This is a genomic window from Rhizobium sp. SSA_523 (assembly GCF_030435705.1).
Taxonomy (GTDB): Bacteria; Pseudomonadota; Alphaproteobacteria; order Rhizobiales; family Rhizobiaceae; genus Neorhizobium.
On record NZ_CP129382.1, the window covers coordinates 1,244,806 to 1,268,337 of the forward strand.

34 protein-coding genes and 1 pseudogene are annotated in these 23,532 nt (G+C 60.1%); 21 read left to right on the forward strand and 14 right to left on the reverse strand.

The genetic code is table 11. The annotated features are described in order from the left end of the window. Positions 1 to 27: 27 nt before the first annotated feature. The 12 genes from QTJ18_RS14395 (at position 28) to QTJ18_RS14450 (ending at position 7,002) form a co-directional block, all read left to right on the forward strand. Positions 28 to 1,182 carry a vWA domain-containing protein gene (locus QTJ18_RS14395; protein ID WP_252750887.1) on the forward strand — a complete coding sequence of 385 codons (1,155 nt, stop codon included), beginning with the start codon at positions 28 to 30 and terminating at the stop codon, positions 1,180 to 1,182. Positions 1,183 to 1,214: 32 nt separating this feature from the next. Beyond that, positions 1,215 to 1,610: a hypothetical protein gene (locus QTJ18_RS14400; protein WP_252750888.1), complete on the forward strand. Its 396-nt coding sequence runs from the start codon at positions 1,215 to 1,217 to the stop codon at positions 1,608 to 1,610. Between the two features lies 1 nt (position 1,611). Continuing rightward, positions 1,612 to 1,941: a DUF5983 family protein gene (locus QTJ18_RS14405; RefSeq protein ID WP_252750889.1), complete on the forward strand. Its 330-nt coding sequence runs from the start codon at positions 1,612 to 1,614 to the stop codon at positions 1,939 to 1,941. Further along, a complete protein-coding gene (locus QTJ18_RS14410; protein ID WP_252750890.1) occupies positions 1,934 to 2,257 on the forward strand; it encodes a hypothetical protein in 324 nt (107 codons plus the stop codon). Before QTJ18_RS14405 ends, QTJ18_RS14410 begins: the two co-directional genes overlap by 8 nt. A gap of 1 nt (position 2,258) precedes the next feature. Further along, positions 2,259 to 2,921, forward strand: coding sequence for a hypothetical protein (locus tag QTJ18_RS14415; protein WP_252750891.1), 663 nt, complete (start codon positions 2,259 to 2,261; stop codon positions 2,919 to 2,921). A gap of 5 nt (positions 2,922 to 2,926) precedes the next feature. Next, positions 2,927 to 3,223 (forward strand): hypothetical protein, encoded by a 297-nt coding sequence (locus tag QTJ18_RS14420; protein WP_252750892.1) that lies wholly within the window; start codon positions 2,927 to 2,929, stop codon positions 3,221 to 3,223. A gap of 2 nt (positions 3,224 to 3,225) precedes the next feature. Further along, positions 3,226 to 3,468 (forward strand): hypothetical protein, encoded by a 243-nt coding sequence (locus QTJ18_RS14425; protein ID WP_252750893.1) that lies wholly within the window; start codon positions 3,226 to 3,228, stop codon positions 3,466 to 3,468. Between the two features lie 34 nt (positions 3,469 to 3,502). After that, entirely contained in the window at positions 3,503 to 4,243 is a 741-nt protein-coding gene (locus tag QTJ18_RS14430; protein WP_252750894.1) for a hypothetical protein, read from the forward strand. 66 nt (positions 4,244 to 4,309) lie between these two features. Then, on the forward strand, positions 4,310 to 4,639 hold the full coding sequence (locus tag QTJ18_RS14435; protein WP_252750895.1) for a hypothetical protein: 330 nt from the start codon (positions 4,310 to 4,312) through the stop codon (positions 4,637 to 4,639). A 69-nt stretch (positions 4,640 to 4,708) separates the two neighbouring features. Beyond that, complete coding sequence (gene dnaN / locus QTJ18_RS14440; RefSeq protein WP_252750896.1) at positions 4,709 to 5,878, forward strand: DNA polymerase III subunit beta; 1,170 nt, start codon at positions 4,709 to 4,711, stop codon at positions 5,876 to 5,878. A gap of 40 nt (positions 5,879 to 5,918) precedes the next feature. Then, a complete protein-coding gene (locus QTJ18_RS14445; RefSeq protein WP_252750897.1) occupies positions 5,919 to 6,296 on the forward strand; it encodes a helix-turn-helix domain-containing protein in 378 nt (125 codons plus the stop codon). Then, complete coding sequence (locus QTJ18_RS14450; protein ID WP_252750898.1) at positions 6,289 to 7,002, forward strand: hypothetical protein; 714 nt, start codon at positions 6,289 to 6,291, stop codon at positions 7,000 to 7,002. Before QTJ18_RS14445 ends, QTJ18_RS14450 begins: the two co-directional genes overlap by 8 nt. Before the next feature lie 62 nt (positions 7,003 to 7,064). Here the strand turns inward: QTJ18_RS14450 and QTJ18_RS14455 are convergent, their stop codons facing one another. After that, complete coding sequence (locus QTJ18_RS14455; protein WP_252750899.1) at positions 7,065 to 7,682, reverse strand: hypothetical protein; 618 nt, start codon at positions 7,680 to 7,682, stop codon at positions 7,065 to 7,067. Positions 7,683 to 7,812: 130 nt separating this feature from the next. On the opposite strand from QTJ18_RS14455, the gene QTJ18_RS14460 reads away from it, so the two are divergent. Both QTJ18_RS14460 and QTJ18_RS14465 read left to right on the forward strand, forming a co-directional pair. After that, positions 7,813 to 9,432, forward strand: coding sequence for a DUF4942 domain-containing protein (locus tag QTJ18_RS14460; RefSeq protein WP_252750900.1), 1,620 nt, complete (start codon positions 7,813 to 7,815; stop codon positions 9,430 to 9,432). Positions 9,433 to 9,465: 33 nt separating this feature from the next. Continuing rightward, positions 9,466 to 9,912 carry a hypothetical protein gene (locus QTJ18_RS14465; RefSeq protein ID WP_252750901.1) on the forward strand — a complete coding sequence of 149 codons (447 nt, stop codon included), beginning with the start codon at positions 9,466 to 9,468 and terminating at the stop codon, positions 9,910 to 9,912. Between the two features lie 136 nt (positions 9,913 to 10,048). Here the strand turns inward: QTJ18_RS14465 and QTJ18_RS14470 are convergent, their stop codons facing one another. From QTJ18_RS14470 to QTJ18_RS14530, 13 genes and pseudogenes are all read right to left on the reverse strand, one after another. Beyond that, positions 10,049 to 10,870 (reverse strand): hypothetical protein, encoded by an 822-nt coding sequence (locus QTJ18_RS14470; RefSeq protein WP_252750902.1) that lies wholly within the window; start codon positions 10,868 to 10,870, stop codon positions 10,049 to 10,051. Positions 10,871 to 11,117: 247 nt separating this feature from the next. Beyond that, entirely contained in the window at positions 11,118 to 11,522 is a 405-nt protein-coding gene (locus QTJ18_RS14475) for a hypothetical protein (protein ID WP_252750903.1), read from the reverse strand. Beyond that, positions 11,519 to 12,958 (reverse strand): replicative DNA helicase, encoded by a 1,440-nt coding sequence (locus QTJ18_RS14480; protein ID WP_252750904.1) that lies wholly within the window; start codon positions 12,956 to 12,958, stop codon positions 11,519 to 11,521. The genes QTJ18_RS14475 and QTJ18_RS14480 overlap by 4 nt, the downstream gene beginning before the upstream one ends. Further along, positions 12,924 to 13,604, reverse strand: coding sequence for a DUF7146 domain-containing protein (locus QTJ18_RS14485; protein ID WP_489672083.1), 681 nt, complete (start codon positions 13,602 to 13,604; stop codon positions 12,924 to 12,926). Before QTJ18_RS14485 ends, QTJ18_RS14480 begins: the two co-directional genes overlap by 35 nt. An 84-nt stretch (positions 13,605 to 13,688) precedes the next feature. Further along, a pseudogene (locus tag QTJ18_RS14490) lies at positions 13,689 to 14,027 on the reverse strand (CHC2 zinc finger domain-containing protein); the annotation flags it as partial. Continuing rightward, a complete protein-coding gene (locus QTJ18_RS14495) occupies positions 14,027 to 14,359 on the reverse strand; it encodes a hypothetical protein (protein WP_252750905.1) in 333 nt (110 codons plus the stop codon). The pseudogene QTJ18_RS14490 and the gene QTJ18_RS14495, both read right to left, overlap by 1 nt. Then, a complete protein-coding gene (locus QTJ18_RS14500; protein WP_252750906.1) occupies positions 14,359 to 14,949 on the reverse strand; it encodes a hypothetical protein in 591 nt (196 codons plus the stop codon). Before QTJ18_RS14500 ends, QTJ18_RS14495 begins: the two co-directional genes overlap by 1 nt. Continuing rightward, positions 14,946 to 15,557 (reverse strand): hypothetical protein, encoded by a 612-nt coding sequence (locus QTJ18_RS14505; RefSeq protein ID WP_252750907.1) that lies wholly within the window; start codon positions 15,555 to 15,557, stop codon positions 14,946 to 14,948. Before QTJ18_RS14505 ends, QTJ18_RS14500 begins: the two co-directional genes overlap by 4 nt. Beyond that, the gene (locus QTJ18_RS14510) at positions 15,554 to 15,934 is read right to left on the reverse strand and encodes an HNH endonuclease (protein WP_252750908.1); all 381 of its coding nucleotides are present in this window, start codon (positions 15,932 to 15,934) and stop codon (positions 15,554 to 15,556) included. Before QTJ18_RS14510 ends, QTJ18_RS14505 begins: the two co-directional genes overlap by 4 nt. A gap of 12 nt (positions 15,935 to 15,946) precedes the next feature. Then, a complete protein-coding gene (locus QTJ18_RS14515; RefSeq protein ID WP_252750909.1) occupies positions 15,947 to 16,195 on the reverse strand; it encodes a hypothetical protein in 249 nt (82 codons plus the stop codon). A 57-nt stretch (positions 16,196 to 16,252) separates the two neighbouring features. Next, the gene (locus QTJ18_RS14520) at positions 16,253 to 16,759 is read right to left on the reverse strand and encodes a ribosome modulation factor (protein WP_252750910.1); all 507 of its coding nucleotides are present in this window, start codon (positions 16,757 to 16,759) and stop codon (positions 16,253 to 16,255) included. Between the two features lies 1 nt (position 16,760). Continuing rightward, positions 16,761 to 17,108 (reverse strand): hypothetical protein, encoded by a 348-nt coding sequence (locus QTJ18_RS14525; protein ID WP_252750911.1) that lies wholly within the window; start codon positions 17,106 to 17,108, stop codon positions 16,761 to 16,763. Between the two features lie 138 nt (positions 17,109 to 17,246). Further along, the gene (locus QTJ18_RS14530) at positions 17,247 to 17,510 is read right to left on the reverse strand and encodes a hypothetical protein (protein ID WP_252750912.1); all 264 of its coding nucleotides are present in this window, start codon (positions 17,508 to 17,510) and stop codon (positions 17,247 to 17,249) included. 113 nt (positions 17,511 to 17,623) lie between these two features. On the opposite strand from QTJ18_RS14530, the gene QTJ18_RS14535 reads away from it, so the two are divergent. The 7 genes from QTJ18_RS14535 to QTJ18_RS14565 all read left to right on the forward strand — a co-directional run bounded on the left by QTJ18_RS14535 (position 17,624) and on the right by QTJ18_RS14565 (position 23,496). Continuing rightward, entirely contained in the window at positions 17,624 to 18,238 is a 615-nt protein-coding gene (locus QTJ18_RS14535; protein WP_252750913.1) for a LexA family transcriptional regulator, read from the forward strand. A gap of 477 nt (positions 18,239 to 18,715) precedes the next feature. Next, the gene (locus QTJ18_RS14540; protein WP_252750914.1) at positions 18,716 to 18,886 is read left to right on the forward strand and encodes a hypothetical protein; all 171 of its coding nucleotides are present in this window, start codon (positions 18,716 to 18,718) and stop codon (positions 18,884 to 18,886) included. A gap of 58 nt (positions 18,887 to 18,944) precedes the next feature. Beyond that, entirely contained in the window at positions 18,945 to 20,222 is a 1,278-nt protein-coding gene (locus tag QTJ18_RS14545; protein ID WP_252750915.1) for an AAA family ATPase, read from the forward strand. Then, complete coding sequence (locus tag QTJ18_RS14550) at positions 20,219 to 20,638, forward strand: hypothetical protein (protein WP_252750916.1); 420 nt, start codon at positions 20,219 to 20,221, stop codon at positions 20,636 to 20,638. The genes QTJ18_RS14545 and QTJ18_RS14550 overlap by 4 nt, the downstream gene beginning before the upstream one ends. Beyond that, complete coding sequence (locus QTJ18_RS14555; RefSeq protein WP_252750917.1) at positions 20,635 to 21,138, forward strand: hypothetical protein; 504 nt, start codon at positions 20,635 to 20,637, stop codon at positions 21,136 to 21,138. The genes QTJ18_RS14550 and QTJ18_RS14555 overlap by 4 nt, the downstream gene beginning before the upstream one ends. Next, the gene (locus tag QTJ18_RS14560; RefSeq protein WP_252750918.1) at positions 21,135 to 22,265 is read left to right on the forward strand and encodes a hypothetical protein; all 1,131 of its coding nucleotides are present in this window, start codon (positions 21,135 to 21,137) and stop codon (positions 22,263 to 22,265) included. The genes QTJ18_RS14555 and QTJ18_RS14560 overlap by 4 nt, the downstream gene beginning before the upstream one ends. After that, positions 22,243 to 23,496, forward strand: a complete 1,254-nt coding sequence (locus QTJ18_RS14565) for a RecT family recombinase (protein WP_252750919.1) — start codon at positions 22,243 to 22,245, stop codon at positions 23,494 to 23,496. Before QTJ18_RS14560 ends, QTJ18_RS14565 begins: the two co-directional genes overlap by 23 nt. Positions 23,497 to 23,532: the final 36 nt, after the last annotated feature.

Genomic DNA, 23,532 nt, shown 5'->3' on the forward strand with positions numbered 1-23,532 from the left:
TCGCAATCATGCACCACGGAGATCACCATGAACGTGCAAGACAAGATTCTCGCCGCGCAGACGGCGCTGCTGTGGGACCACCCGTTCTTCGGCGTGCTCATGCTTCAGCTGAAGAAGGTGGGCGCCACCGATGACCCCCGTATCGACACCATGGCGACCGACGGCCGCCACCTGTACTACCACGAGCCGTTCGTGATGAGCCTGAAGAAGGACGAGCTGGTATTCGTCCTGGCGCACGAGGTCATGCACAATGCGCTCGAGCACCACATCCGCCGGCAGCACCGCAAGCCGGGCCGCTGGAACAAGGCGGCCGACTACGCCATCAACGGCGAGCTGTCCGAATGCAAGGTCGGCAAGATGCCTGACTGCGGGCTGCTCGAGCCCCGCTTCACCGGACTGTCAGCAGAGGAGATCTACCGGATCCTCGACGACGAGAATAACGGCGACGACTCTGACGAGGGCCAAGGCGATGTAGGTGGTTGCGGCGGCACGCTTGACGGCTGCGCTCCACACGACGAGGCAGCCAAGGCTGAACTGCGCGCCGAGATTCAGACCCAGATCCGGCAGGCCGCCATGACTGCCAAGGCAGCGCAGGCTGGGAAGCTCCCGGCTGGAGTGCAACGCATTATCGACGAGCTGTTGATGCCGCGTGTCGACTGGCGGTCGGTTCTCCGCCGCTTCATTGACGAATCCATGACCCGGAATTTCTCCTGGTCCAACCCGAACCGGCGGATGATCCCGTTCGGCATCGTCACGCCTGGCACCGTCAGCGACGGCGTCTCCCACATCGTCATTGCGGTCGACACCTCTGGCTCAATCGATGCGGAGATCTTGAAGGACTTTGCCGCCGAGGTGAACGGCGCGTTTCAGGAGGGCGCGGTCGACAGGCTCACGGTGATCTATGCCGACGCCGCAGTCGCCAAAATCGAGGAGTTCGAGAACGGCGACGAGCTCGTCCTCCACCCGGCAGGCGGCGGCGGCACCGCATTTTCGGACACGTTCGAGAAGATCACCGACCAATACCCTGATGCCCGGGCAACCATCTACCTCACCGACATGTACGTCTTCGACTTCGGCGAGGAGCCTCCGATGCCCGTACTGTGGGGCGTCTACGGCAGGGACAGTAAGGACTTCGCCACGCTCTCCCCGCCCTTCGGTGAGACGATCAACATAAGCATCTAACCCGCCACTCATGGCAACAACGGAGAGAGAACATGACAACGGCGCCCGAAACTTTGGACTGGCTTGCGGCGCAGTTCCGCAGTCGCGCTGATGAAGACCCGGACGAGCACACTCAGAGGGATGCAAAGGAGGTTGAAGAGGCTCGGGCCTGCTTCGCCGACCTTCTATCAGCCTCCGAGGAAATCCTCGCCAGCGAAGGCTTCAACGCGCTCGACAAAGAGCGTCGTTCAACAGGCGCATGGCCGCGTCTCTTCGCGGCGTATGACAGGATAATGGGCAGGTTCAAAGAGCCACATGCCTCTGAGCGGGAGCGGATGCTCGACCTCCTCCACCGCAATCTCGCGGCATGGGAAGACGAGGAAGAGTCGGTGCAAGAGGAGCACGAGGATCTGATCACCGACCTCCGCAATTTTCTGGAGGGCAAGTGACATGACCGTCCGCACCTTCCTCGACGTATCCACCGCTCACCTGTCCTCAACGGCACGTTCCTGGCTTTCCGAGAGCGCCACTGCCAACCATGCTGCCAGCTACCACGGCACCGGCAGCGGTGCTCCGCTCGGCTGCCTTGGCGCCACGCTGTATGGGTGGTTCATGTCTGCGCCGGCGCTGCCTGGCCACCCTGATTACTGCGACCACGGCATCCCAGAGGACATGCACCCGGTCATCCAGCATGCTCACGCCGTCGGCTGCGACTACATCCTCTTCGACGCTGATGCCCCAGTCATCAACGCCCTTCCGGTCTTTGACGAGGATGGCTGAGCGCTCGATAGCCGAACGCCTCTTCCTCGAGGCTGACCAAGCGCGGCATCAGGAGCTTATCGATTTCGCACTCGACCTGATTCGTGACCACGAGGACCACGCTCCCCGGATCGACACCGGTGAGTGGACGATCGAGGCGCAGGAGAGGATCGACGACCTCCGCAACCTGCTGAACCTGATCGTGGACCCGCCGCTCAGACAGGTTTGCATAGTGCACCCCACGCTTGAGCACCGAAAATATGCAGTGCACCTCCAGCCTTTCACCGGCCCTTTCCCATGGGCCGCCCCGGCCAACCATGGCAACCAAGGAGACTAACATGCCTGACATCACCAACACCGACCGTTCAGCATGGGCGGCCGAAGCCATCGATGCTTTCACCGCTGTGTGCCGCATGGATGGAGAAGACAATCAGACCAAGGCGAAGGATCTCGTCACCAACCTCGTCCACTACCTCCGCATGGAGTGCGGCCTCTCCTTCGAAGAAGCCAGCACCGTGGTCCAGAACGCCGTCACCATGGCGGAGCAGGAGACGGAGGAAGACTTTGACGGTGAAGAAGAACCGCTTGTCCGAGAGTATGGTATCCGCCTTTGGGCAACCCTCCGCGGCGAATATGAATACACCGTCCATGCCTCCAGCCTTGAGGATGCCATCGCCAAAGCGAAAGCAGCCGACCACACCTACTGCAGCTTCAAAGTGGACAGCGTCGATGGCGATCAGACCGCCCACGTCTTCGGACCGGACGACGACAATCCCGAAGACGATGATGCTTGGGGAGGCAATGGCGTTGAGATCGACATGCGCGAACCCGGCGAACCCTTCAGCTGGGACGCATGCCAGCTCGTCAAGGATCTGGCGAAGCTGAGCCCGATCGCGGAACTGTTATCCGGCAACGACATGAACGCTGCCGTATCGGTTGAGCAGCTCGGCGTTGTCGCCAAACTCATTGCCCGTGCTGAAGCGCTCTGCGCCAAGGAGTGATGACCATGGCATTTCAGATTAACCCGCCCACCATCCCGCTCGGGATCCTGCAATGGGACGACACCGGCGCCGACACCGATCCGAGGGCGCGGCTTCTCGCTCACATCAACATCGGCGGGCTCGACATGCACCTCGAGGCTTGGGCGGTGCACCGCGATGACGAAGGCGTGCAGCACGCTGACCCGACATCCATGCGCAGGGACGACTTCGACTCGCTCTGCACCATGATGGATACCACGTTCACCACCATCGACATCGGCGGTCGCGATTACATTCTGATCGCCACGCCCTACGGAGATTGACCATGTACGTATTCCGCACTCGCGGCGCCCAAACCACACTCATCGAGATGACGCACCGGGAATACCTGGCGGCCTTGGAGCACGAGTTCAAGACTGTGTCGGCTCCCGAGCCGAAGACCAGGCACAAGCGCACCACGGCGGAGGAAGCCCGCCGCTATGTGAAAGATGGCGGACACCACGAGACGGGCCTATGGGTGGACGACGGCAAGGTCCGCTACGCCAAGGCAGATCCGACAGGCTGCTAACCCGCCCCCCAGCAATCATGCAAAGGAAGAGACCATGACCATTATCAAACTCATCGGCTATGCTGACGAAGAGGGCTCCCTCAAGCTGCTGCAAAAGGCCGGCCACTCCTGGAGTTGCTATATCCAGAAGGAACCGCGTAATCGGCAGACGGCCCCCGTCTATGCCACCCTCAGCGGCGCCCACAAATTCCGTGAGAACGACCTCTTCACCACTCTTCAACTCGAGGCGGCGCTTTGCGCATGGGAGTGGATGTGCGAGGCGCGCGATGGGGATCTCCTCAAGCCGTTATTCGAGGGGATCGGCTCAAGCGCGATGCGCCATGTCTCGATGCAGGCGGGCGACATCGCTCTTCGCGTGCACAACCACATGGAGTCGCAAGGATACGAGTTTGTAAACGCCTATGACTGGGAGTTTGTGCCGGAGGTTCTTCGCCGGCTCGACTGGGACAAACTCATCAGCGACAACCAGTACGGTGGCGAACCCTATGAGCCTGACATTCAGGGGATCTTTTGCGCCATGGTTACGGCGGACAAAGCGAGCTCCGTGGACCCCAGCAACCGAGACTTCCACAGGACGATGTTGATGTCCGTCGACAAATACACCGCCGCCTGCTGGGCGGAAGCCGATCGCCAGTGGGGCTACGGCGATCTCGTCTACGATCATGGGGAGCGTGTGAACGAAGCAAGGGAGAATGAGGAGGATCCCGTCGACTTCATCAAATGGCTCGGCGAGAAATACGGCCTGACACCTGCCAGCGAGGCCGTCGGCTTCTAATTGCCGCGCTATTGACGGGAACGTCTCGTCAGACTTAGGCTTCACCCCATTCGAAAGGGGAAGCCCATGTCTCTCGTCGTCGCATCTCTCATGCTCGCCACCTCCTATGTCACACCCAACCCGGTGAGCGACATCGTCACTTTCCAGATGGTCGTGGCCGCCGAGAAGGTATGTCCCGACCTGAAGATCGACGTCGAGGGCACGCTCGATCATCTGGTAGATCTGCGGCAGTCTGCTGGCTGGACGGCGGCACAATTCTATGAGGCTTCGCAATCCCAAAAGCGCGTTGCTGAGTTCCATGCCGGCCACGACCGAGACGTCTGGTGCTCGAGCGTGCAAGACCGGCTTCGGTCATACGACCCGGCCTACCTCCGGAAGGTGGGCGTCATCAAATAGCAAGAAGCCGGGCCTGTCCCGGCTTTTTCTTTACCCCCCCCCGCAATCATGCGACCCAGGAGAAAACACATGAACGCTCTGGCGATCACCCCCACCTGCGCGGAAACCGCATCGCTCGACTACCCCATCTTCAAGAAGGCCATGCTCAACGCCTGCCGCGTTGTCGAAAAGCGGAACACGATTGCTGTTCTTGACACGGTCCTCATCACGGCCCGCAGTGGTGGCGTCGATGTCATCGGCACCGACTTGGACATCTACACCACCACCTTCGTGCCGGGGTCGGTGTCTGCTGATTTCGTCGCCCTTATCGACGCTCACAAGCTGAAAGGGCTCATGGACAAGGTGAAGGACGCGGCTCGCATCAACTTCACCCTTGAGCAGGGTGCGTTGACCGCGGCCATTGGCAAGCTGCGCCTCTCCCTCAAACAGGACGTTCCGGAAGATGATTTTCCCTTGGAGATGGCTTTTCGATCTTCGCTGCAGCGCTCCAACGTGGCCTTCACAATCCGTGCGTCCGCCCTGCTGACAGCCTTGTCGAAGGTCGAGTTCGCTATCTCGACCGAAGAGACGAGGTATTATCTGAACGGCGTCTTCATGCACTTCCACGAGGGCCGAGGGCAGCTGACATTTGTGGCCACCGACGGCCATCGCCTGGGGCGTTACGAGATCCTCCCTCCCCCTGGATGCGAGGCGATGGATGATGCCGGCGCCATCATCCCCCGGAAGACCGTCGGTGAGCTGCTTCGCTTGCTGAAGCGGAAGGACTGCCCCGCCGATGTTGCGGTCCGCGTCACCCCCACGGCAATCTCGTTCGGCTTCAACGGCGAGGAGATGCTTGAGTCAAAGCTGGTCGACGGAACCTTCCCCGACTACCAGCGCGTGATGCCGGCGAGCAACTCCAACCAAGTCACTGCTCGCACCGCGGAGTTCATCACCGCTCTTAAGCAGGCCTCCTCGATATCATCTGACCGCGGCAAATCGGTGAAGCTGGGCATCGCGCCCGAGGCGCTGACGCTGAGCTGCTCCGACCCGGATTTCGGCAGCGTCTCGACGGAAATCTACATCGACACGAACGCCGAGCCATTCGAGATCGGCTTCAACGCTCAATACCTCCTCGAGATCCTCGGCCAGCTCGACGGGGGCGCAATGATGCACCTCGGTGACGCCGGCTCCCCGGGCATCATCAAAGACGGCGCCGACAACGCCGTCACCTATGTCCTGATGCCGCTGCGCGTATAGCGGCGCCACCCCTCAAGCATGAACGCAACGGAGAATGACAATGAAGACTGCACCACATCCTGCTGACCTGAAAGTCGGCACGAACATCCGCACCATCCGCATGTCGCGGGGCGTCTCGCAGGAGAGACTCGCCGAGAAGCTCGGCGTCACGTTCCAGCAGGTCCAGAAGTACGAGAAGGGCGTCAACCGCGTCAGCGCCAGCCGCCTGACGCAGATCTGCTCGGCGCTGGACTGCAACCTGGCCCAGATCTTCGAGGGCATCGAAGCCACCGGCGGGTCCGTAGCATCGGCGCCCGCCGTCAGCCCGGCTGCCATGCGCGTGGCCTTGTTGTTCGACAGCATCGCAGACGCGAACCAGCGCGCTGCGGTTCAATCGCTGCTCCGCAGTATGACAGCCAAGGAGGCTCCCAATGCGTGACCTTGCGATCGATTGGGATATGGACAAGATCCTGCTGATGCCTGGCCGAGCCATTTCGGTCCTTCGCTTTTACCGGCACCGCGTTAATGAACTCCTCGAGGCGAGTAATCGGTACCTGGAAAGGGCGCGGGCTGCTGAAGCCGAGCTCTTGCGCTTGGCAACACCCCCCTCGCCCCAGACACTTGTGGACGGCTTCGAGCTTTCCGCTCGCTTCGTTGAAACGCGCCTGAACGCGTACTGCGCGGAGCATGGTGGTACCGATCCAGACACAGGAACGGTCGAATATCCAGGCAACGGCGAGGAATACGTCCACGAGCTGGAGGAGATCATTGAAGGCATCCGAGAACTCGCGTTCGCGGCGGAAGTCAACGGGAACGAGCCGGGATCAAAAGCAGAAACACCGGCAACATGTTGCACTTTTGACCCCAATAATGACCCTAAAAACGAGAACATCCAGGGGGCGCAGCACCTCCATGGTGACGCGGACGATCTGCGCTTGCGCATGGCAAAGGCGATGTGTGAGCAGGACGGTTTCGCTTGGGATGCTGCAAGCCCCAATCAGACCGCCCATGGAGCGCCGCCAGAGCAACAGCGCCGGTACTGGCTCGACAAAGCGGATGCTGCGCTTGCGGCTATGGTCCCTCACCACGGCAAACTCACTCTCGCCGAACTGGACGAGATAATCGAGGGCCGGGCTAAACCATAAGGCACAACCCACTCGCCGCGATGATAGCGGCCTGCAGCGCGCCTCTCGGCGCTCTGCGATCTCTAGACGAACACCAACTCATCGATCGGCACATCGACGGCGACCGTGATCTCTTCCCGCGTAGGTCCGCTGAGATGCCCCTTGAATAGAACCGTTGCTATTCTGCGGTCCCCCTCCATGGATCTACCGTCGCCAGGCCCACATGGCATCTCCAGAAATATCTCTGCCGGCTCGGCACCGCGCCCCTCCCACCCCGGAATCGTGATCGGGCTTGAGAGAGTACCGTCATCATCGACATCCATTCCTAATTGTAGAAGTGACTTTTCATGGGTCCGCTCAAAGGGCAGAGGGGCCACACTGTGAACCAGCAGACGCTCTGGGGCCTGGATCTCAATAGCGTTGATGATGAATTTCGTCTGATTCCAATTCACCAGACGGATGATGACCCCAAAGGGACCGTATCTCCAATGCTCGGCAACCGGCGGATTCTCGCCCATCAGAAACTTGATCTGCTTGTTCTGCGACTCAACTTGTTTGCGCAGGACATTCAGCGTGACGAGCGCCGCGGCCGCGGCCGCCCACCCACTCAGAGCGCTCAGCCATCCCTGAACCGAACAATTGTCCCCCCTACACATCGGGAAAATCGTGAAGATGAATAGGCCGATGGCGGCACCCGCCAAGGCAGAGGCTATCGTGTACCGGTTCACATAAGAAGGAACGCGCAAGTGAAGCAGCCCTTATAAAATTGTAGTCCAGATCATCTTAATCTTTGCCCACGACCCCGCCAAGCATGGCACCAAGGAGAACACCATGAACGCAATCGTACCACGCAATACGGTCGAGCAAATCGTCCGGTACCGTGACCAGGCCCTTGAGCTGTTTGAAAATGCCTATGCCCAAATCGACGCGGCACACGAAGCAGAGCGCGCAGCGATCGACATGGCCAAGCGCGCGTTTCCCCGAACCAACGCCTATAACGCGGCACATGAGATCGCTTCGCGTCGGGCCCTCATCCCGATAACTCGCGCGCCATTCGAAGACTACATGCGGGAGAAGCGGCACATCATTGATCTGAATGTTTGGGCATGGGTGGTCAGCCACACCGACCTTGAGCACCTGATGGACAAAGAGGCCAAGGACCAGTTGCGCGAGCAGATGTCGCACATCATCGAAGAACCGACAGAGCCCGGTCAGCTGATCACCGAAGAGCAGGCGGCCAAGGGGATGCCGCCGGTGACGGTCGACAACATCTTAGCCACGCTTGAGCAGTTCATGATGAGCGCGGACACCATCTTCCGGCGCGGCATGGCCAATGCCTTTGCCTCACTCGATCGCCGCTTCCGGTCTCACGACGGGTTCAAGATCGGCAATCGTGTCATCCTGACCCGCTGCTTCAATGAATACGGCAGCTGGAACTGGAGCCCGCGGAAGGACGAACGCTCCACCCTGATCGACATCGAGAGGACCTTCACCATCCTGGACGGCAAGCTCGACGAGGTGAAGAAGCAAGACGAGGAAAACGCGGCGGCGCGACGCCAGCGCAGGCCGGTCGCACACTTCACCAAGACAATTGGCGAAATCGATCTTGCCCGACATGGCCAAATTGGCGCGCGCCAAACGGAGGTGGAGACGGACTATTTCAAGGTTCGGATCTTCAAGAACGGCAATGCCCACCTCTGGTTTACCCGCAAGGATCTAGTGTCGAAGGTCAACCGGATGATCGGGGAATATTATGGGGAGGTGCTGGCCGACGGGCGAACGGTGCAGGACGACCCTCTCTCCCCGGAGAAGGCCAAGACTGCGCCGGCGCGCTACTTTGGCTTCTACCCCACGCCGCCGGCCGCTGCGCAGCTCATACTCCGGACCGCTCCCATCTGGCATAGGTCGAAGGAGAGCGACCGTCTCCGCATCCTAGAGCCGTCGGCGGGCACCGGCAACCTGGCAGTGGCCTGCTATCCTCGCTACGAGAAAAGCTGGGACTATGACCGGTACCGCCTCGACCACATCGTGGACTGCATTGAAATCCAGCCGCACCTCATCCCCGACCTGAAGGCCAAGAAGCTCGGACGGGTGTTCAACGCCGACTTCATGTCGATTGAGCCGGAGACGACAGGCCTTTACGACCTGGTCGTCATGAACCCGCCGTTCGATCGGGAGCGGGACATCGATCACGTCATGCACGCACCGAAGTTTCTGAAGCCGAGCGGCCAGCTGATCGCCATCATGTCAGCCGGCACCGAGTTTAGGCAGACCGCCAAGTCTGTGGCGTTCCGGAAACTTATGGAGGACATGGGTGCAACCTGGCGGGATCTGCCGCCTAACTCCTTCTCCGAGGTCGGCACAAACGTGAACACCGGATTCATAACTGTCAGCAAGAATGGAAAACGAAAGGACCGATATGACTGGCCCACGTGGCCGGCAGTCGGGTAAACGACGCTGGTGACCAGCTGAAAGGATCCTGTAATGAGTAACAAACCCGCCTCGCGTCGCATCTCGAAGGCCCTCCCGCGCGGCGACAAGTTCGCAGGGCAGTTCGCCCTGCCCGGGTTGGTGCCCGATCTCGTGCGCGACCGCACCGGCGTCGTCCTGTTCGATACGGAAAGAGAAGCGGAGGTTGCCGCGATGGAGGCGGTCTTGCGCCTGTACGACAGCCGGACCATCGATACACGCAAGGCAGGCGGGTACAAGCGGATCACTCCGGCCGATCTCGCGGTCAAGCTGGATCAGCTCGACATCACGGTCACTCTGTTTGCTGAGATCGCCGGCGTGCCGCAGCACCGGGCCATGAAGTGGTTGGACGGAGAGCAGGATGTCCCGCACTCCGTCCACGTCCTGCTGGAGCTCATGCTCAAGAGCGAAGAAAATTACGAACTCGCTGCAAATTTAACCCGAGAATGCACGGAGATGTAAATGACGGCCTCGAACGACTTCCGAATTTGGGCCAGCCGGATGGGCTTCAATCAGCGGCAGGTGGCTACCGCCGGAGAGCGCATCGGCATCAACAACAAGTGGACCGCCAGCAACACGTTCACCGGAAAGAGGGAGCTCACCCAAGCCGAGCGGCTCGCGATGTCAGCAGTCCGAGCTGGTTTGCTGCCGTGGACGCCCGAGTATGACGACGAATTGACGGCGGCACAGGAGGAGCCCCAGAAGGCCACCGCTGGGTGATGTCCTCCTCCGGTATATACCCCAGCACCGAGCCGGCACAGTCCAGGGCGTAATGGAGTCCCTGCACGGTCTTCATCCGGGCTGAGGCTTTGCTGGGTTTCTTCTCCGGCGCCAGGTCCAGCCACTCGTCTCTCCAAACGAGAGCCTCAAGCAAAGGGAAAGCCCACGCAGCGGCAATCCCACGACGCACCCGATCCAGCAGCTTCATGCAGTCGAGCTGGTACCCCCGAATGTCCGCCAGCTGCCCGCCTCCGCCTCCCCCGGACAGAGAAGGAGACCGGAGCCCCTTAACCTGAGCTCCGTCGAACAAATCCCTAAGCCGGAGAGCGGTATGGAACCGAGCGCGGCCGAAGCCTTCGACATCAGCGCTTGTTTCCATCTCTCCGGCTGAGATCAGATATTCGAGGGGACCGGCCATCTCATTGATGACCGTGACCGCTGAGATCATGTCGACGATCTGGTAGCGCGGCGATCTTTTCGGAGGATCCGCATCTTCCCCACCCATCCTGGCCAAGGCCTCATCGATCGCGGCGTCGGTCATGTTCGATACGAAAAAGACGGCCTTGTACATTGCGCCACGCGCCGCCTCGAGCTCGGGACTCCTGCGGTAATATGCGGCGAGTGGGAGGACGCCGGGCTTCTCGGCGTCAACCATCTTCAGTGCATTCAGGCGGTTGAGAATCCCTTGTCCGGTCGCCATCACGCCCCCCTGCCCTTTACTTGCTTCCCGCGCAGTTCGATTACCGTGCGGGGCACCCGGTCCAAGACACCACCGTCGATCGATTGACCGTCCTCATCATATCTCACCGACAAGAGCTGATCGAGTGCCGCCTGCCTCTCTTCCATAGTCATTGCTGACCGATTGGAATATTGCGACCGGCTCACGATCCCCGCGATCTGCTTCCGCCTCTTCAACACAACGGCGGCGATACTGCTTTCCGACATGCCTATGACCCAGAGCACCCAGGTGATGTAGACGGTTCGGTCGGTGTGACGGACGACACGTCGGCCGCCTTTGCGTTTTTGTCCCCGGTTTTGCACCTGAATGACCCCTTCTTGTATGCGACTGCGATCACCCTCGTCTTGCCCTTTTGCCTGACGATGGGTTTGAAATGAGCTTGAGCGGCGGCCTCTGTCTGGCCTGCTATTTCACCCTCTCTGACCAGGTGTCCGTTCACATAGCGGGTGAGATGCCCGAGCAATGAGTGAAGCGCATCGCTCAGCGAATGGTAAACCAGTGGCTTCCCGCCTTTACCGACGATCGGCTTGAGCTCGCCATCCGCTGCAGTGCGCAGCATCGCGTGGTAGCCGCCGCCGGCGACGGGTCGGACGTCGTAACCGAACTCGTTCATGCGTAAGCCCTCCCGTTCAGCAGATCCGGGTCGAAGTTTTGTTCGCTCTCATCCAGGAACGACGTCTGCTCCATCGACTCCATGTCCATGAAGCGGGTGATCTTTCCGTTCCACCGAAAGAAGTGCCGGTCGCGGGGCGTGCCGAAGCGGTCCTTCAGTTTGTAGACTTCCACCTTCCCCTCGCTCATGCGCAGCTTTTCGTCGTGCTCTGCCCGCTTGTTGTTGCTTACCGGCGGGTTGCGTTTGAGCCAGTCATTCCGGTTAAAATTGGCGAGCATGATATCAGCGTGCTCCTCTAGCGACCCTCCGTAGAAGTCCTCCATCTCCGGCTCCGGCACGTCTTTCTGCCGCGCCGCCTTGGTGAACTGGCACAGACCAACCACCACACATTCCAGATCCTTCGCCAAGGACTTCAGGTCTCGAGCATTCTCGTATGCACGCTCGACCGGATCCATGCGCGTCTTGCTCGGTCGGTCCACCAGCTTGAGGTGATCAACAGCCAGCAGATGGAGACCGAACTTGCGCTTGTGCGCGTAGGCCCTGCTGCGAATCTGCTGAATTGTCATCTTCGACGGCGCCACAATGCGCAGCGGGAGGTTGGCGAAGTGTCGTTGCGCGTCGAGCATCGCCTCAAACTGGCTTTCAGACATGCCCTGCATGATGTCCCGCATTGACACCCCGGTCTCTCCGGATACTGAGCGAGCTACGAGCGACATGTTGTCCATCTCAAGCTCAAAGAGAGATGACGGGTGCTGGAAGACAGAGCTTGAGTGGAGCATCTGCTGCATCGCCATTGCAGTCTTGCCTGAGCCGGGCGCCCCTCCCCACAACACGAGCGATCCCATCGGGATCCGGCCAACCATTTTCTCCAGCCCTCGCAAACACGGCTGGATGGAAAGGGTCGACTTGGACTTGTCCCCTGCGCGCTGGACGATCTGCCCGATGGTACCGGCCACGGTACTTTCGTGCTCGATCGCCGCCTGCCTCGAGATATCAGCCAAGCGCTCGGCCGCCCGGTCCACGATCTGGTCGGCATCGTGTCGCACATCCTGCGCTGACTTGATCATATTCTCTGCGAGGGCGATCACCTTGCGCCTGGTCGCCGCGGAACGAAGCTCATAGGCGTAGTCGAGAAGCGGGATACTCTCCTCGCGGGACGCCACGTGCAGTAGCATCGACACATAGGCTTCCGGGTCTTTGCCTTCGCTCAGCCCTCCGATTCTGCCCGCAACAATGGCCACTCGTATTGCACGAGCGTCGTTCGCCAGTTCGTGGATAACCGCAAAGATCTTTTGATGATCGTCGGTCCCGAACAGGTCGATCGTCAGGATTTCTGAAACGTGCCAGTAATTGTCCTCGTTGAGCAGGATTGCGCCGAGCACAATCTGCTCCAGCTTTATATTAACGATATTCGATGTAGCGTTGCTGCCGCTCATCTCTCTTCCTTCCTTGCCAAACATCCAACCAGTCATCGGGCTCCGGTGAGGGGAAGAGCACTGCCTCCACCCCCTCCTTTGCCGCCCGATCCTGGAGTTTCTTTGCTGCTGCGATGCCCGGCGGATCCATCAGACCGCCGGTCTTGTTGTGAAGGCGGTGGCGATCGCCATCCGCGTAGATCTCGAGGCGCTTCACGCCTTCGGGGATTTCGAAGTTGATCATTCCGGAGGTTGACAGAGTCGCCCATGTGGAAGCGCCCGGCCTGGTGAGAAGCGAAACGCCAAGCCCCGTCTCGATACCTTCCGTGATCCGCAGGACGTCGGTGACCGGCCCCAGACGCACGGCGCCGCCCACAGCTGGCCCGAGCCCGAGCTTGACCTTCTTGCCTTCGTCGTTCTTCAGGGCGCTGCCATCTGCGTTCAGGAAGATCCGCCACACAGCGGTGAGCTTGCGGCTCTTAGCCTGCACCCCACCGATCAGCGCAGGGTGTCGCTCACCGCCCAGCTTTAGCCCCGGGTGAAAGCGCAAGCTCGGCATCCAGATCGTTCCCGCCGGGAAATCGGATATCTCAATAGATCGACTGGCGAGGTAGATCTCCGCCAGGGTGCCGGCGATTGGGACCGCGCTGTCCCAGATGGAGCGCACCGATTCGGCCTTGCGCTCGTCCTCCCTGCGTTTATCCGCCTCGCGCTGCTGGTCGCGCCTCTTGCGGCCTGCCTCGCGCTGCAGGCGTTCTCTCTTCTCTGCCGCTGTCTCCTCGTGCCCCGGAATATTAACCCCGGCCAGCGCAGCCACCATCTCGACAGCGCGGGGGAACGAGACGCCGTCCAGGTCCATGAAGAACCGGAAGTGGTCGCCCGATGAGCCGCAGCCGAAGCAGTGGTACCGGCCCTTTCCATCCTCGCAATGAAACGAAGGGCGGTTCTCGCCGTGGAAGGGACAGCAGCCCCAAAAGTCTCGCCGTTGCGGGCTGGTCTTCTTCCGGTCCCACGTCACACGGGTGCCGACTACATCTGAGATTGAGACCCTGTCTCGCAAGTCATCGATGAACTGGTCTGTGAAGCGCATCAGAGCCCGAGCTCCTCAAGGAATGCGTTCAGGCCTTCCGGCTTCTCAGAGTCGACGACAGCAGGCTTGATGACGGTGTCCCAATGGTGGTTGAGCCGACGATTCCACATCTGCCGGATAGATCGCATGCGCTCGAGCTTGAGCTCGTCGTTGGTCTTTGCGATGCGCCGATCCCATTTCCGGATCTCACGCCAGAAGCGACGATGATCAGCACGCACCTCGGCAGGAAGGTTGCGGAAGCACTTTCCGCAGATCATCTCACCAGGGAATTGGTCAGCTGGCGCCGTGCGCTTGCAGCGCGGGTTGATGCAGGGAGTGCGGTCGGCGGCCATCAGAAGAACGACTCCTGCTGATAGGACTGCCCTTTGTCGAAGGCATAGTTCGGCTCATGGATGATCCTCAGAGCGTCCAGCATGCAGAGCGCTTCAGCTTCGTCGTCCGAGTTGTAGGCCCAGCCGTTCTTGTCGCAGTAGAGCTTGGCCTGGAGCTTCAACCATTTTGACTTTTCAGCCGGCTTCGCGAACTTCATGTTGTCAGGCACGCGCATCTTGCCGTGCGTTTTGCTCCGCCATGTCGAGATGGCGATCAGCTCCGGCTCCCGCAGCCCCATATTGTAGCAGAGCGTTTGGGCGTGGGTCGGCCAGCCGGAAGAGAACATCACCTGCTTGGCATCGATGGCTGATTTCCCGTTCTCGCCGTGGTCGACGATCGTCATCAGCTCCATCCCGACCTGGGGGTCAGGCAGCCCCTCGAGCATGCGCTTGAGGTAGCTGAGGAACTCGGCATAGACGGCGCCTGGCGACTGGTGCTTGAACCGCCATGTGCCGCTTCGGAGCTTGCCGCCGCCGGCAAGGCAATATGCGAATCCCATGGTTCTACCGGGGTCGAAAACGAAATAGGAGCCGGGAGCGCGACTGGTCATGGCGCCTCTCCCTTTGCGTCCCCGCGGAGCCATCCGAATGCGGTTCCCAGCAGCGGGGCGGTCTTGTCATAGATGATCCAGCAGAAATCCGGCGTTCCGCCCTTCGCCTCCCCCCCTGCGAGAAGAAACTCTCCTGGAGGGCATGACGGTCGAGGCGTCACCATCCAGATCCGCGTAGGTGGGTGCTCGGCATAGAGACCGTTCGCGCGCACGCTGCTTGTCAGGAAGCGAAGCTCTGTGAACACCGCAACCTTGCCTTTGGCAACGCGCAGCGCCTTGCGGATGAACGACTCCGTCCCTTTGCCTCTGAAGAACGGAGGGTTGGTCACGATGTTGTCCGCGAAGATCGCTTCGGGTCCGAGGAAATCGGCCTTGCCCTTGAACCAGCCGGGCGTGCCGGCGCGGTCAACGACATCTGATCCACTTGCGTGGTAGCCGTGGGCAATGAGAGTCTTGACGATGTTGCCCTGCCCGCAGGCCGGATCATGGATGGCGCCGACGAACCTCTCCTCCTTGAGAAGAGAGGCCGTCGCTGCCTCGGGCTCGACGTACCAGTCGAGCTCGCCGCGTTCCCAGACATGCGCGTTTTTGATTTTGGTTTCGCTCACCGTCGGATTCCCACAGCTCGGAACACGTTCGTTTCCATTTCGTCGAGTGCTTTGTTGAGGCGCCGGTCGAACCAGATCATTCGAAAGGCCATCGGCTCCCCTGGCTGTGGGAACGAGACCATTCGGACGAAGAGCTTGACGGACAGCTTCCCTTTGGCGCGATTGCATCGCGCACACGCCGCGACGATGTTGTCCCGGTGGTCCAGGCCACCCATCGCCCGTGCGACCACATGGTCCCGGGTGACGTTTTTGTAGGTGAGCTTGCAGAGACAGTATTTGCAGCGGCCGTCCTGCTTCCTCAGTGCCGCTTCGCGATCAGCTTTCGCGAAGGCGGCATCCAGCTTGCGTTGCTGGAACAAGGTGATCTGATAGCCCATGACACGCAGGCATCAGCGCTTCGGCGCCTCGCGATCGCAGCCCGGCGTATTGCCATTGTCGAGCACGATACGAGAAACGTTGAGAACGCGCTCGAGGCGCTGATCGTCGAACCACTCAGCATCCGGACGCTTGTTAGCGTCCATCGTCCGCGGCTGGAGCAAGGTCTGGTTACAGCCGGTGATGTAATCGACGTGCCCGATCGCCACGCCGGTGAAGCCGGAGATCGTGTCCCTGTAGGTATGGCCAAGAAAATCGCTCATTTCAGTCTCCTGTTATTGGCATCATTGCCGGGGGGGGGGTGGTCGCCTGCAGGTGGGTCAGTCCGGCGCCTGCTCGCCTTCATCCTGGCTGGTGCCATTGACGGCGCCGTCCATATCTCGGTTGATGAACTCGTGGCCCTCATTGAAGCCTCGCTGCCACGCGTCAGCCTCTTTGGAGCCGGCGTGATAGGGATTGTTGTTCGCCCTGCGCAGCTTTCCAGCAGCGAGCCCGTCCTCGTAGGCGCGGTCTTGCTGAGGCGTACGGTCCTTATCCAGCAGTTCAAGCTGACGTCCGAGTTGGTGACCGAACATCTTGGCGATCCGGATCTTGCGCTCGAAGTCGGCGATGACCTGACCGACGTCCTTATCCTCGAGCGAGAAAGCAAAATCGATGTCGACCTTCGTCCACCCGATATCTTTCAACCGCTTGAAAATAGCGCCCATGTCAGCCTTGGTGCTTGCCATCTCGGAGCGCAGGCTCTTGATGTCGGTGAATCCCTGCAGAAATTTCTGCTCCTCACGAAGCTCCTGTTCGGTCTTTTGATTGTGGTCCTTGCTCATCATTTCACGCCTCTGATCGTTGGTTGGTGGTGATTTTCAATCGCCGACATGCTTCAGCGATCGGCACTCCGGCCTTCAGGAGCTCGAAGTATTGGCTCTCGAGGTGAGCCGGGACGTAAAAGCCGCGCCTGGCCAGCTTGTAGCCTTCTACATGGCTGCCGATCGGCGCCGGCACCCTCGACTCCTCATCGCTTGCGCCAGCTGCAGAAATTCTGATGCCGAGCCTGCGCACCCTTTTCCATGTCGTCACGTGGCTGGCGCCGATTGCAGCTGCCATTGCGCGGATTGATGTGCCTTCGGCAGCCATCTGGCGGAGAGCAAGGTCTCGTTCGTCATTCCAAAACCCCGCCACATCAAACCTCACGACGCTAGAAAATCGAAAAAAAGCAGTTGCTACCGTTGCCGTGCTGCGCGGCCCCAGTGACGTCGCCGCCGGCCGCGTCACCCCGATGACTTGCTTGGATGGAGAACGCCTTTGCCCACGAACCAGCTATGCCGACTTCGCCGATCTGCTCTTCACCAGCCACTCGTAATTGATGCCCGGAATCCCCTTGCCTTCGGCAGCGGCGATCACGCCGTCCCAGTTGCCGGGCGCAATGCTTCCGCGGCTGCGCATCTTGCGGGCCGCCTCGTATCCGCAGCCGGCATCAGCCGCGAAAGCGCCGATGGTTTCCCACCTGTCGATAAGGTCAGCGACGGTGCTGGGAGTTTCGTCAACCGGGAGAATCGCTACTGATGATAAGTCTTCGGTCATGTCCGCCACAATCAGGTTCGTCTGCTTCAGATGCCAAACAGTACGTTACGTACGAACGCTTTTCAAGACAAAATCGTACACCTTGGGCGAGGAAAAGAGTTCATAATGTACGGATGGAAGAACCGAAGCACAGACTACAGAAAGCACGCGCCGCCGCAGGCTTCGATAGCCCGAGCGAAGCCGCGCGTCTCATCCCCGAGCTGAACAAGAACACCTTGATCAGCAACGAAAACGGTAATCGGCCGATCTCGCGGAAGATGGCCGAGACCTATGGCAAGCTGTTTGGCGTGGACGCCGGATGGCTACTATACGGCACGAACTCGATGCCGCCTGCAACCACCGATGTCGACGTTCCACTGCTTTCGATGGTCAGCGCCGGCAATTTGCGCTTCCAGCCGACCGTGGAGGAGCATGACATCATCCGCCGGATCAAGGTGGGTGAGCTTCCCCGCGGGGATTGGATCGCGCTCCAGGTCGACGGAGATTCGATGAACCGGGTCGCTCCTGACGGGGCAATTATCCTGGTCGATCGGTCCGACGACCGGCTGATCGATGGCCGCTTTTACATCTTCTCGCTCGGCGACGGGGACGCAACTTTCAAGATGTTCAAGAGGAACCCCAATAGGTTGCAGCCGTACTCTACCAATCCGGATCACATGGCCACACCGGCTGATCGTGATGATCTCTACGTTTTCGGTCGCGCTAAACGTGTGATTCACGACATCTAATATCGGATACAGAAGAGACCATAAGAGTCTGGTAGGTTTCCTGTTTTGAACGATGGTGAGCCAGGAGCCCGGACATAGGAGGACTAAGCCCCGTGCTCTTAGAGCATCCGGAGTTAGCCCCTATGCCAGGTGAACTTGAACGACGGAGCCGCCTATCACCCATCCCCGACGGTCGTTACCAGCGCCGCCAGTTGTCCGCACTTTCTCGTCACCCTGGTAGGCAACGGCAGGAACCCCTTCGGACTTTCGGAGTGGGGCTTCTATATTCCTGCGCCCAGTGGTATAGAACGAACCGTGATCACACGGAGAGAGCGCCACCGTCTTCAACCAACCGCTCTCTTTTCAAAACCCCGGGTTCGTGGCCTGGGGTTTTTCTTTTGTACGACTCCGGATTCTTGATAGCAAGACATTTCGTACAAATCGTACTTGACCCATGATCGTACATATCGTACTTTCCTCCCATCGCTGGAGGCAACGATGCGAAACAACACTCCTCACCATGACCATGAAGAAGACCTCGCAGAGGCTATCCGTGCCTGGCACCGCGGCATGCCGCTGTCTGGCAGGCAGATCGATCTGATCGACGATGCCCGCCGCTCCGTTCTGCTTCGCGCTCATGTCGGGGATGATGGATTCGTTCGCCAGTGACATGGAGAGCGCTCCTTCGGGAGGCTGCAGCCGCACGCAACGCAGCAGAGGGTCAACTATGAAAATCGTGAATCTCCAGGCGGAGAACATCAAGCGGCTCGTGGCCGTGGAAATCACGCCTGATGGAAATCTGGTCGAGATCACGGGCGACAACGCCCAAGGCAAGACATCAATCTTGGATGCAATCTGGTGGGCGCTCGACACGAACAAGGTCGTGCAGTCCAAGCCTGTCCGCGATGGTGCCGACACCGGCTTCATCAAGCTGGATCTCGGGGAGTATGTCGTCACCAAAAAGTTCAAGGTGAAAGACGGAGGTGAGGTGGCAATCCAGCTCACCGTCCAGAATAAGGACGGCGCCAAGTATGGCAGCCCGGTTGAGCTCCTCGCCAGCTTTATCGGAAACCTCACCTTCGACCCCCTCGCCTTCTCGCGAATGAAGCCGAAGGATCAGGTCGTAGCCCTTCGTGCGCTGGTGCCGGCATACGACTTCGCCGAGGCGGACCGCCTCAACAAGGAGGACTTCGAGACCAGGACCGATGTCAACCGCACTATCCGCGATCTGCAGGCGCGCATCGACGGCATCACCGTTCCTGACGACACGCCCGATGAACGGATCAGCGTCGACGATCTCATGGCGGGGCTGTCCCGAGCGATGGATCACAACAGCAGGATCGACGCAGACACCAACACCCGCGAAATTCTGGCCGGTAGAATTGAGACGCAGGAGTTGGTCATTGCCATGAAGCGGGCGGCGATCAAGGAGGCAGAGGTCGCCATTGTTCACGCTGAGCAGTTGATCGAAGAGCTGCGCGACGAGCTGGATGGCGTGCCGTCTGGTGAAAAGCACGACATCGAGCCCATCCGACTGAAGGTTACCCAGGCTGAAGAGACCAACCGCTATGTCGAGCGCAAGAAGCAGCGCATGGCCATGGAGGAGGAGCTCGCCGAGGCCGAGAAGAAGAGCGCCGCCCTCACCAAGGCGATCAACGACCGCAAGTCGGCGGCTGCCAAGGCGGTGCGAGAGGCTAAGCTGCCGGTACCGGGACTCGAACTCACCGAAGACGAGATCCTCCTCAACGGCCAGCCCTTCAACCAAGGCAGCGATGCCGAGCAGCTGCGGGTTTCCATCGCCGTAGCCGGCGCGCTTAACCCCAAGCTCCGCGTGATCCGCGTGCGCGACGGCTCGCTCCTCGACGCGAAATCTATGGCGGCCCTCAGCCAGTACGCCGAGGAGCATGATCTCCAGGTGTGGGTTGAGACGGTGTCGTCTAATCGCGAAACCGCTGTCGTCATCGAAGACGGTCGGGTGCGTGCTTTTGCGGAGGCTGCGGGATGACGTATCGCGAATGGACACCGGAAAAGCCGGCAACTCCCGCATTTAGCAAGACGTGGATCGTCGAAGCTCCTTGGGCCCATCCACTTTGGCGCTCCTACGTTTTCTGCCTCTACGATCTGACGACGGAAATTCCTGGCGCACCTGCAGTAATCCATCGCGATGGCATGACGCACGAGCTTCAGGTGTTCGCACTCGATCCGTCCAAGCCGGTGGACCCTCCAGTCTACATGCTCCAGCCGGCAAACCACGGGTACCAGTTCAAGGCGGAGAGCAACGACGCGGCCGCTGCCCGAGTGATCGGTTTGATCGAGGAGATCGAAGCCAAGACGCTGACCCCCGACACGGATTTCCGGACGATGTGGGATTACCGCTTCCACGATGGGGTGAGCCTACACATGAAAGGCGGTGCAGCATGAAGGTCGTCGCAGCTATCAGCAAGAACACCTTCCTCGTCGAGATGCATGAAGATGAGATCGTCAAGGCAGCCGGCTTCTCCACCACCTACAACACAGCGTGGGAGAAGTTCAACGGCGGGCGGGACGTCAAGGTTGGCACCGTGATCAACGTCTCCGTTGCCTATGACTTCCATGCTCGCGTCAGCCAGCACCAATCCGAAGCAGAGAAGTCGGCGCGCACACTCCGCGCGCTTGCAGATATGCTCGACGGCGCGTTACCCGATGTTGTTGTCCCTCCGCCGGAGGAAGGCATCTTCGACAACGAGGCGTGGATCGTTTGGAGCGGCGACGAGAAACCCGCCCTCTCGGAAGATACGCTCGTCGAGGTCCAGACTCGAGACGGCAGGGTTGAAAAGGCCCGAGTGCGAAGGGTCTGGTGGAAGCACTCTCCGCCGGACAACAAGGACTTCAACAGCGATATCATTCGGTACCGGGTAGCAAAGCAAGGAGGCGACCAGTGAAAACCTACCTGCACTTCACACCCGACGCCGATGGCCGCTACGAGCTGCCGGACGGAATCTATTTCGACTTGCCGGAAGAGATCTACCACGCGGATACCGCGATCGGCTCCACCTCTTTGATGGCGCTGGCGAAAGATCCGTGCAAATGGCAGTACGACCGGCTTCGGCCGCGCAAGGAGGTGACGCCCGAGTATCTGACATGGGGCCGTGCCTGGCACTGCCGCGTACTGGAAGGCAAGGCCGCCTTCGAAGAGCGCTACGCCAACCCGCCGGTCCCGAGCGACTATCCGAACGCGCTCAACACGACCGACCAGATCAAGGACTTCCTGCGCCAGAACGGCCAGAAGCTCACCGGCAACAAGCCGGAACTGATGGCGCGTGCCCGCGAGCTTGATGATTGCCCGCCCTTCTTCGACGAGATCCTCGCGCGCTGGCACATCGAACACCCAGACCACGAATTTCTCAGCGATCGGCAGGTGCAGGAAATCGAGGATGCGGTGGCGAACATGAGCCGCGATCCCACCCTCGCATCGGTCATGGTTGCGGGCTCGCTTATCAACGGTGCGCCGGAGCTCTCAATCATCGCCACCATTGAAGGCGTTCGCCGCAAAGCCCGCTTCGATTACCCCATCCCCCCGGCCGGCGCGCGGGTGAAGTCTCTGATCGTGGACCTGAAATCGTTCACCACCTACAAAGGCGGCACGCATGAGGAGGCCGCGATCCGCAAGGTCTACGACATGTGCTACGACATCCAGGTCGCCTCTTACATGGACCTGTATGCGGAGGCAAAGCGCCTCCTCGCATATGGCGCAGTCTACGGCGCACCGCCGCATGACGGGTTTCTCAAAGAATTTCTCGGGTCGGACGGCGTGGATTGGGTCTGGGTGATGATCCGACGTGACTCGGGGATGATCCCGGTCACCCTATCGATCGATACCGACGACAAGATGTTCGTGCAGGCCAAGCGCATCGTCGCTCACGCCATCGAAACCTATCACCAGTTCATGGCTGAGTTCGGCCCCAATCAGCTGTGGACGCCGCCGCCGGCTGCGCCACTGCGTCTCAACCACTCTGTCATGCCGGCATACAACCGAGGGATTCAATATGAGCAACCAAATCACCGTTGATGCGGTCAGCGTCCTTGACGAGCTTCGGGTCGACCTGGCCCCGATGCTGCAGGAAAGCGGGCAGTCGTTCGATCGGCTCCGGACGGTTTTCATGACCGCCGTTCAGCAGAACCCAGAAATTCTGAAGTGCTCCGAGCTCTCTATCAAGCGCGAGATCCGGAAGTGCGCGGCGGACGGCCTTGTGCCTGACAACAAAGAAGCTGCCATGATCCCCTACAAGGGGGAGCTGCAGTATCAACCGATGGTTCTCGGGATCATCAAACGCGTCAAGGAACTCGGCGGCGTCTTCTCAATCGCCTGTAATCTCGTCTTCGAGAAAGACGAGTTCATCCTCAACGAAGCCGACCCAGACTCACTTATCCACAAATCTGATCCGTTCTCGAAAGACCGCGGCAAGGTCGTTGGCGGCTACTCGATTTTCCGAGACGGCGACAAGAAGGTGATGCACCTCGAGACGATGTCGATGGATGACTTCGACCGGGTTCGGAAGGCATCGAAGGCGCCGGATTCGCCAGCCTGGAAGAACTGGACGAATGAGATGTATCGGAAGGCTGTGCTTCGACGAGGCGCCAAATACATCGCGATCAACAACGACAAGATCCGGGCACTCCTTGAGCGCCAGGACGATATGTTCGACTTTACCCAGCCTCGCACCGTCGAGCGCGTCAACCCGTTCACCGGCGAAGTGATCGAGTCCACGGCCGCCCCAGCTATTGAGCACAAGCCTCAGATGTCGATGGACAGCCAGACTGGCGGGCGGGGCGACAAAGAGCCCGCACAGGGTCGCCAGACGCAATCGAAGCCCGCGGACGACCAGAGGGGCCAGCGCACCTCGGATCGTCAACCGCAGGGCGCCAGCGGCGGAAAGACGCAAGACAGCAACAAGGCGGACAAGCCAGCCGGCCCGCCGACCGCACCGCCTGACGTCAGCGTGAAAAAGGATGACCATGCAAAGACGGTCGAAGCCGTCCAGAAAATCCTGGCGATCGCGCTCACACCTGACATCGATCCTCCTTCGATGAAGGGCATCCTCATCAACACGGCCGAGGTCTGGAAAGAGCAGACGCCCGACTATCTGCACCCACTCCTCAGATCCTGCATCGATATGACGGACTGGTCCATTCGCCGCATTCGCGATGGTGAACCCTGGTCGGCCGAGCACGCGACATTCGTCCACAAGGTGAAAACGCTTCTGGATGTCGAGAAGTTGAGCATCGGCAAATATCCCTGACCGGCCGACGATCTACCCCCAGCAATCATGCAAAGG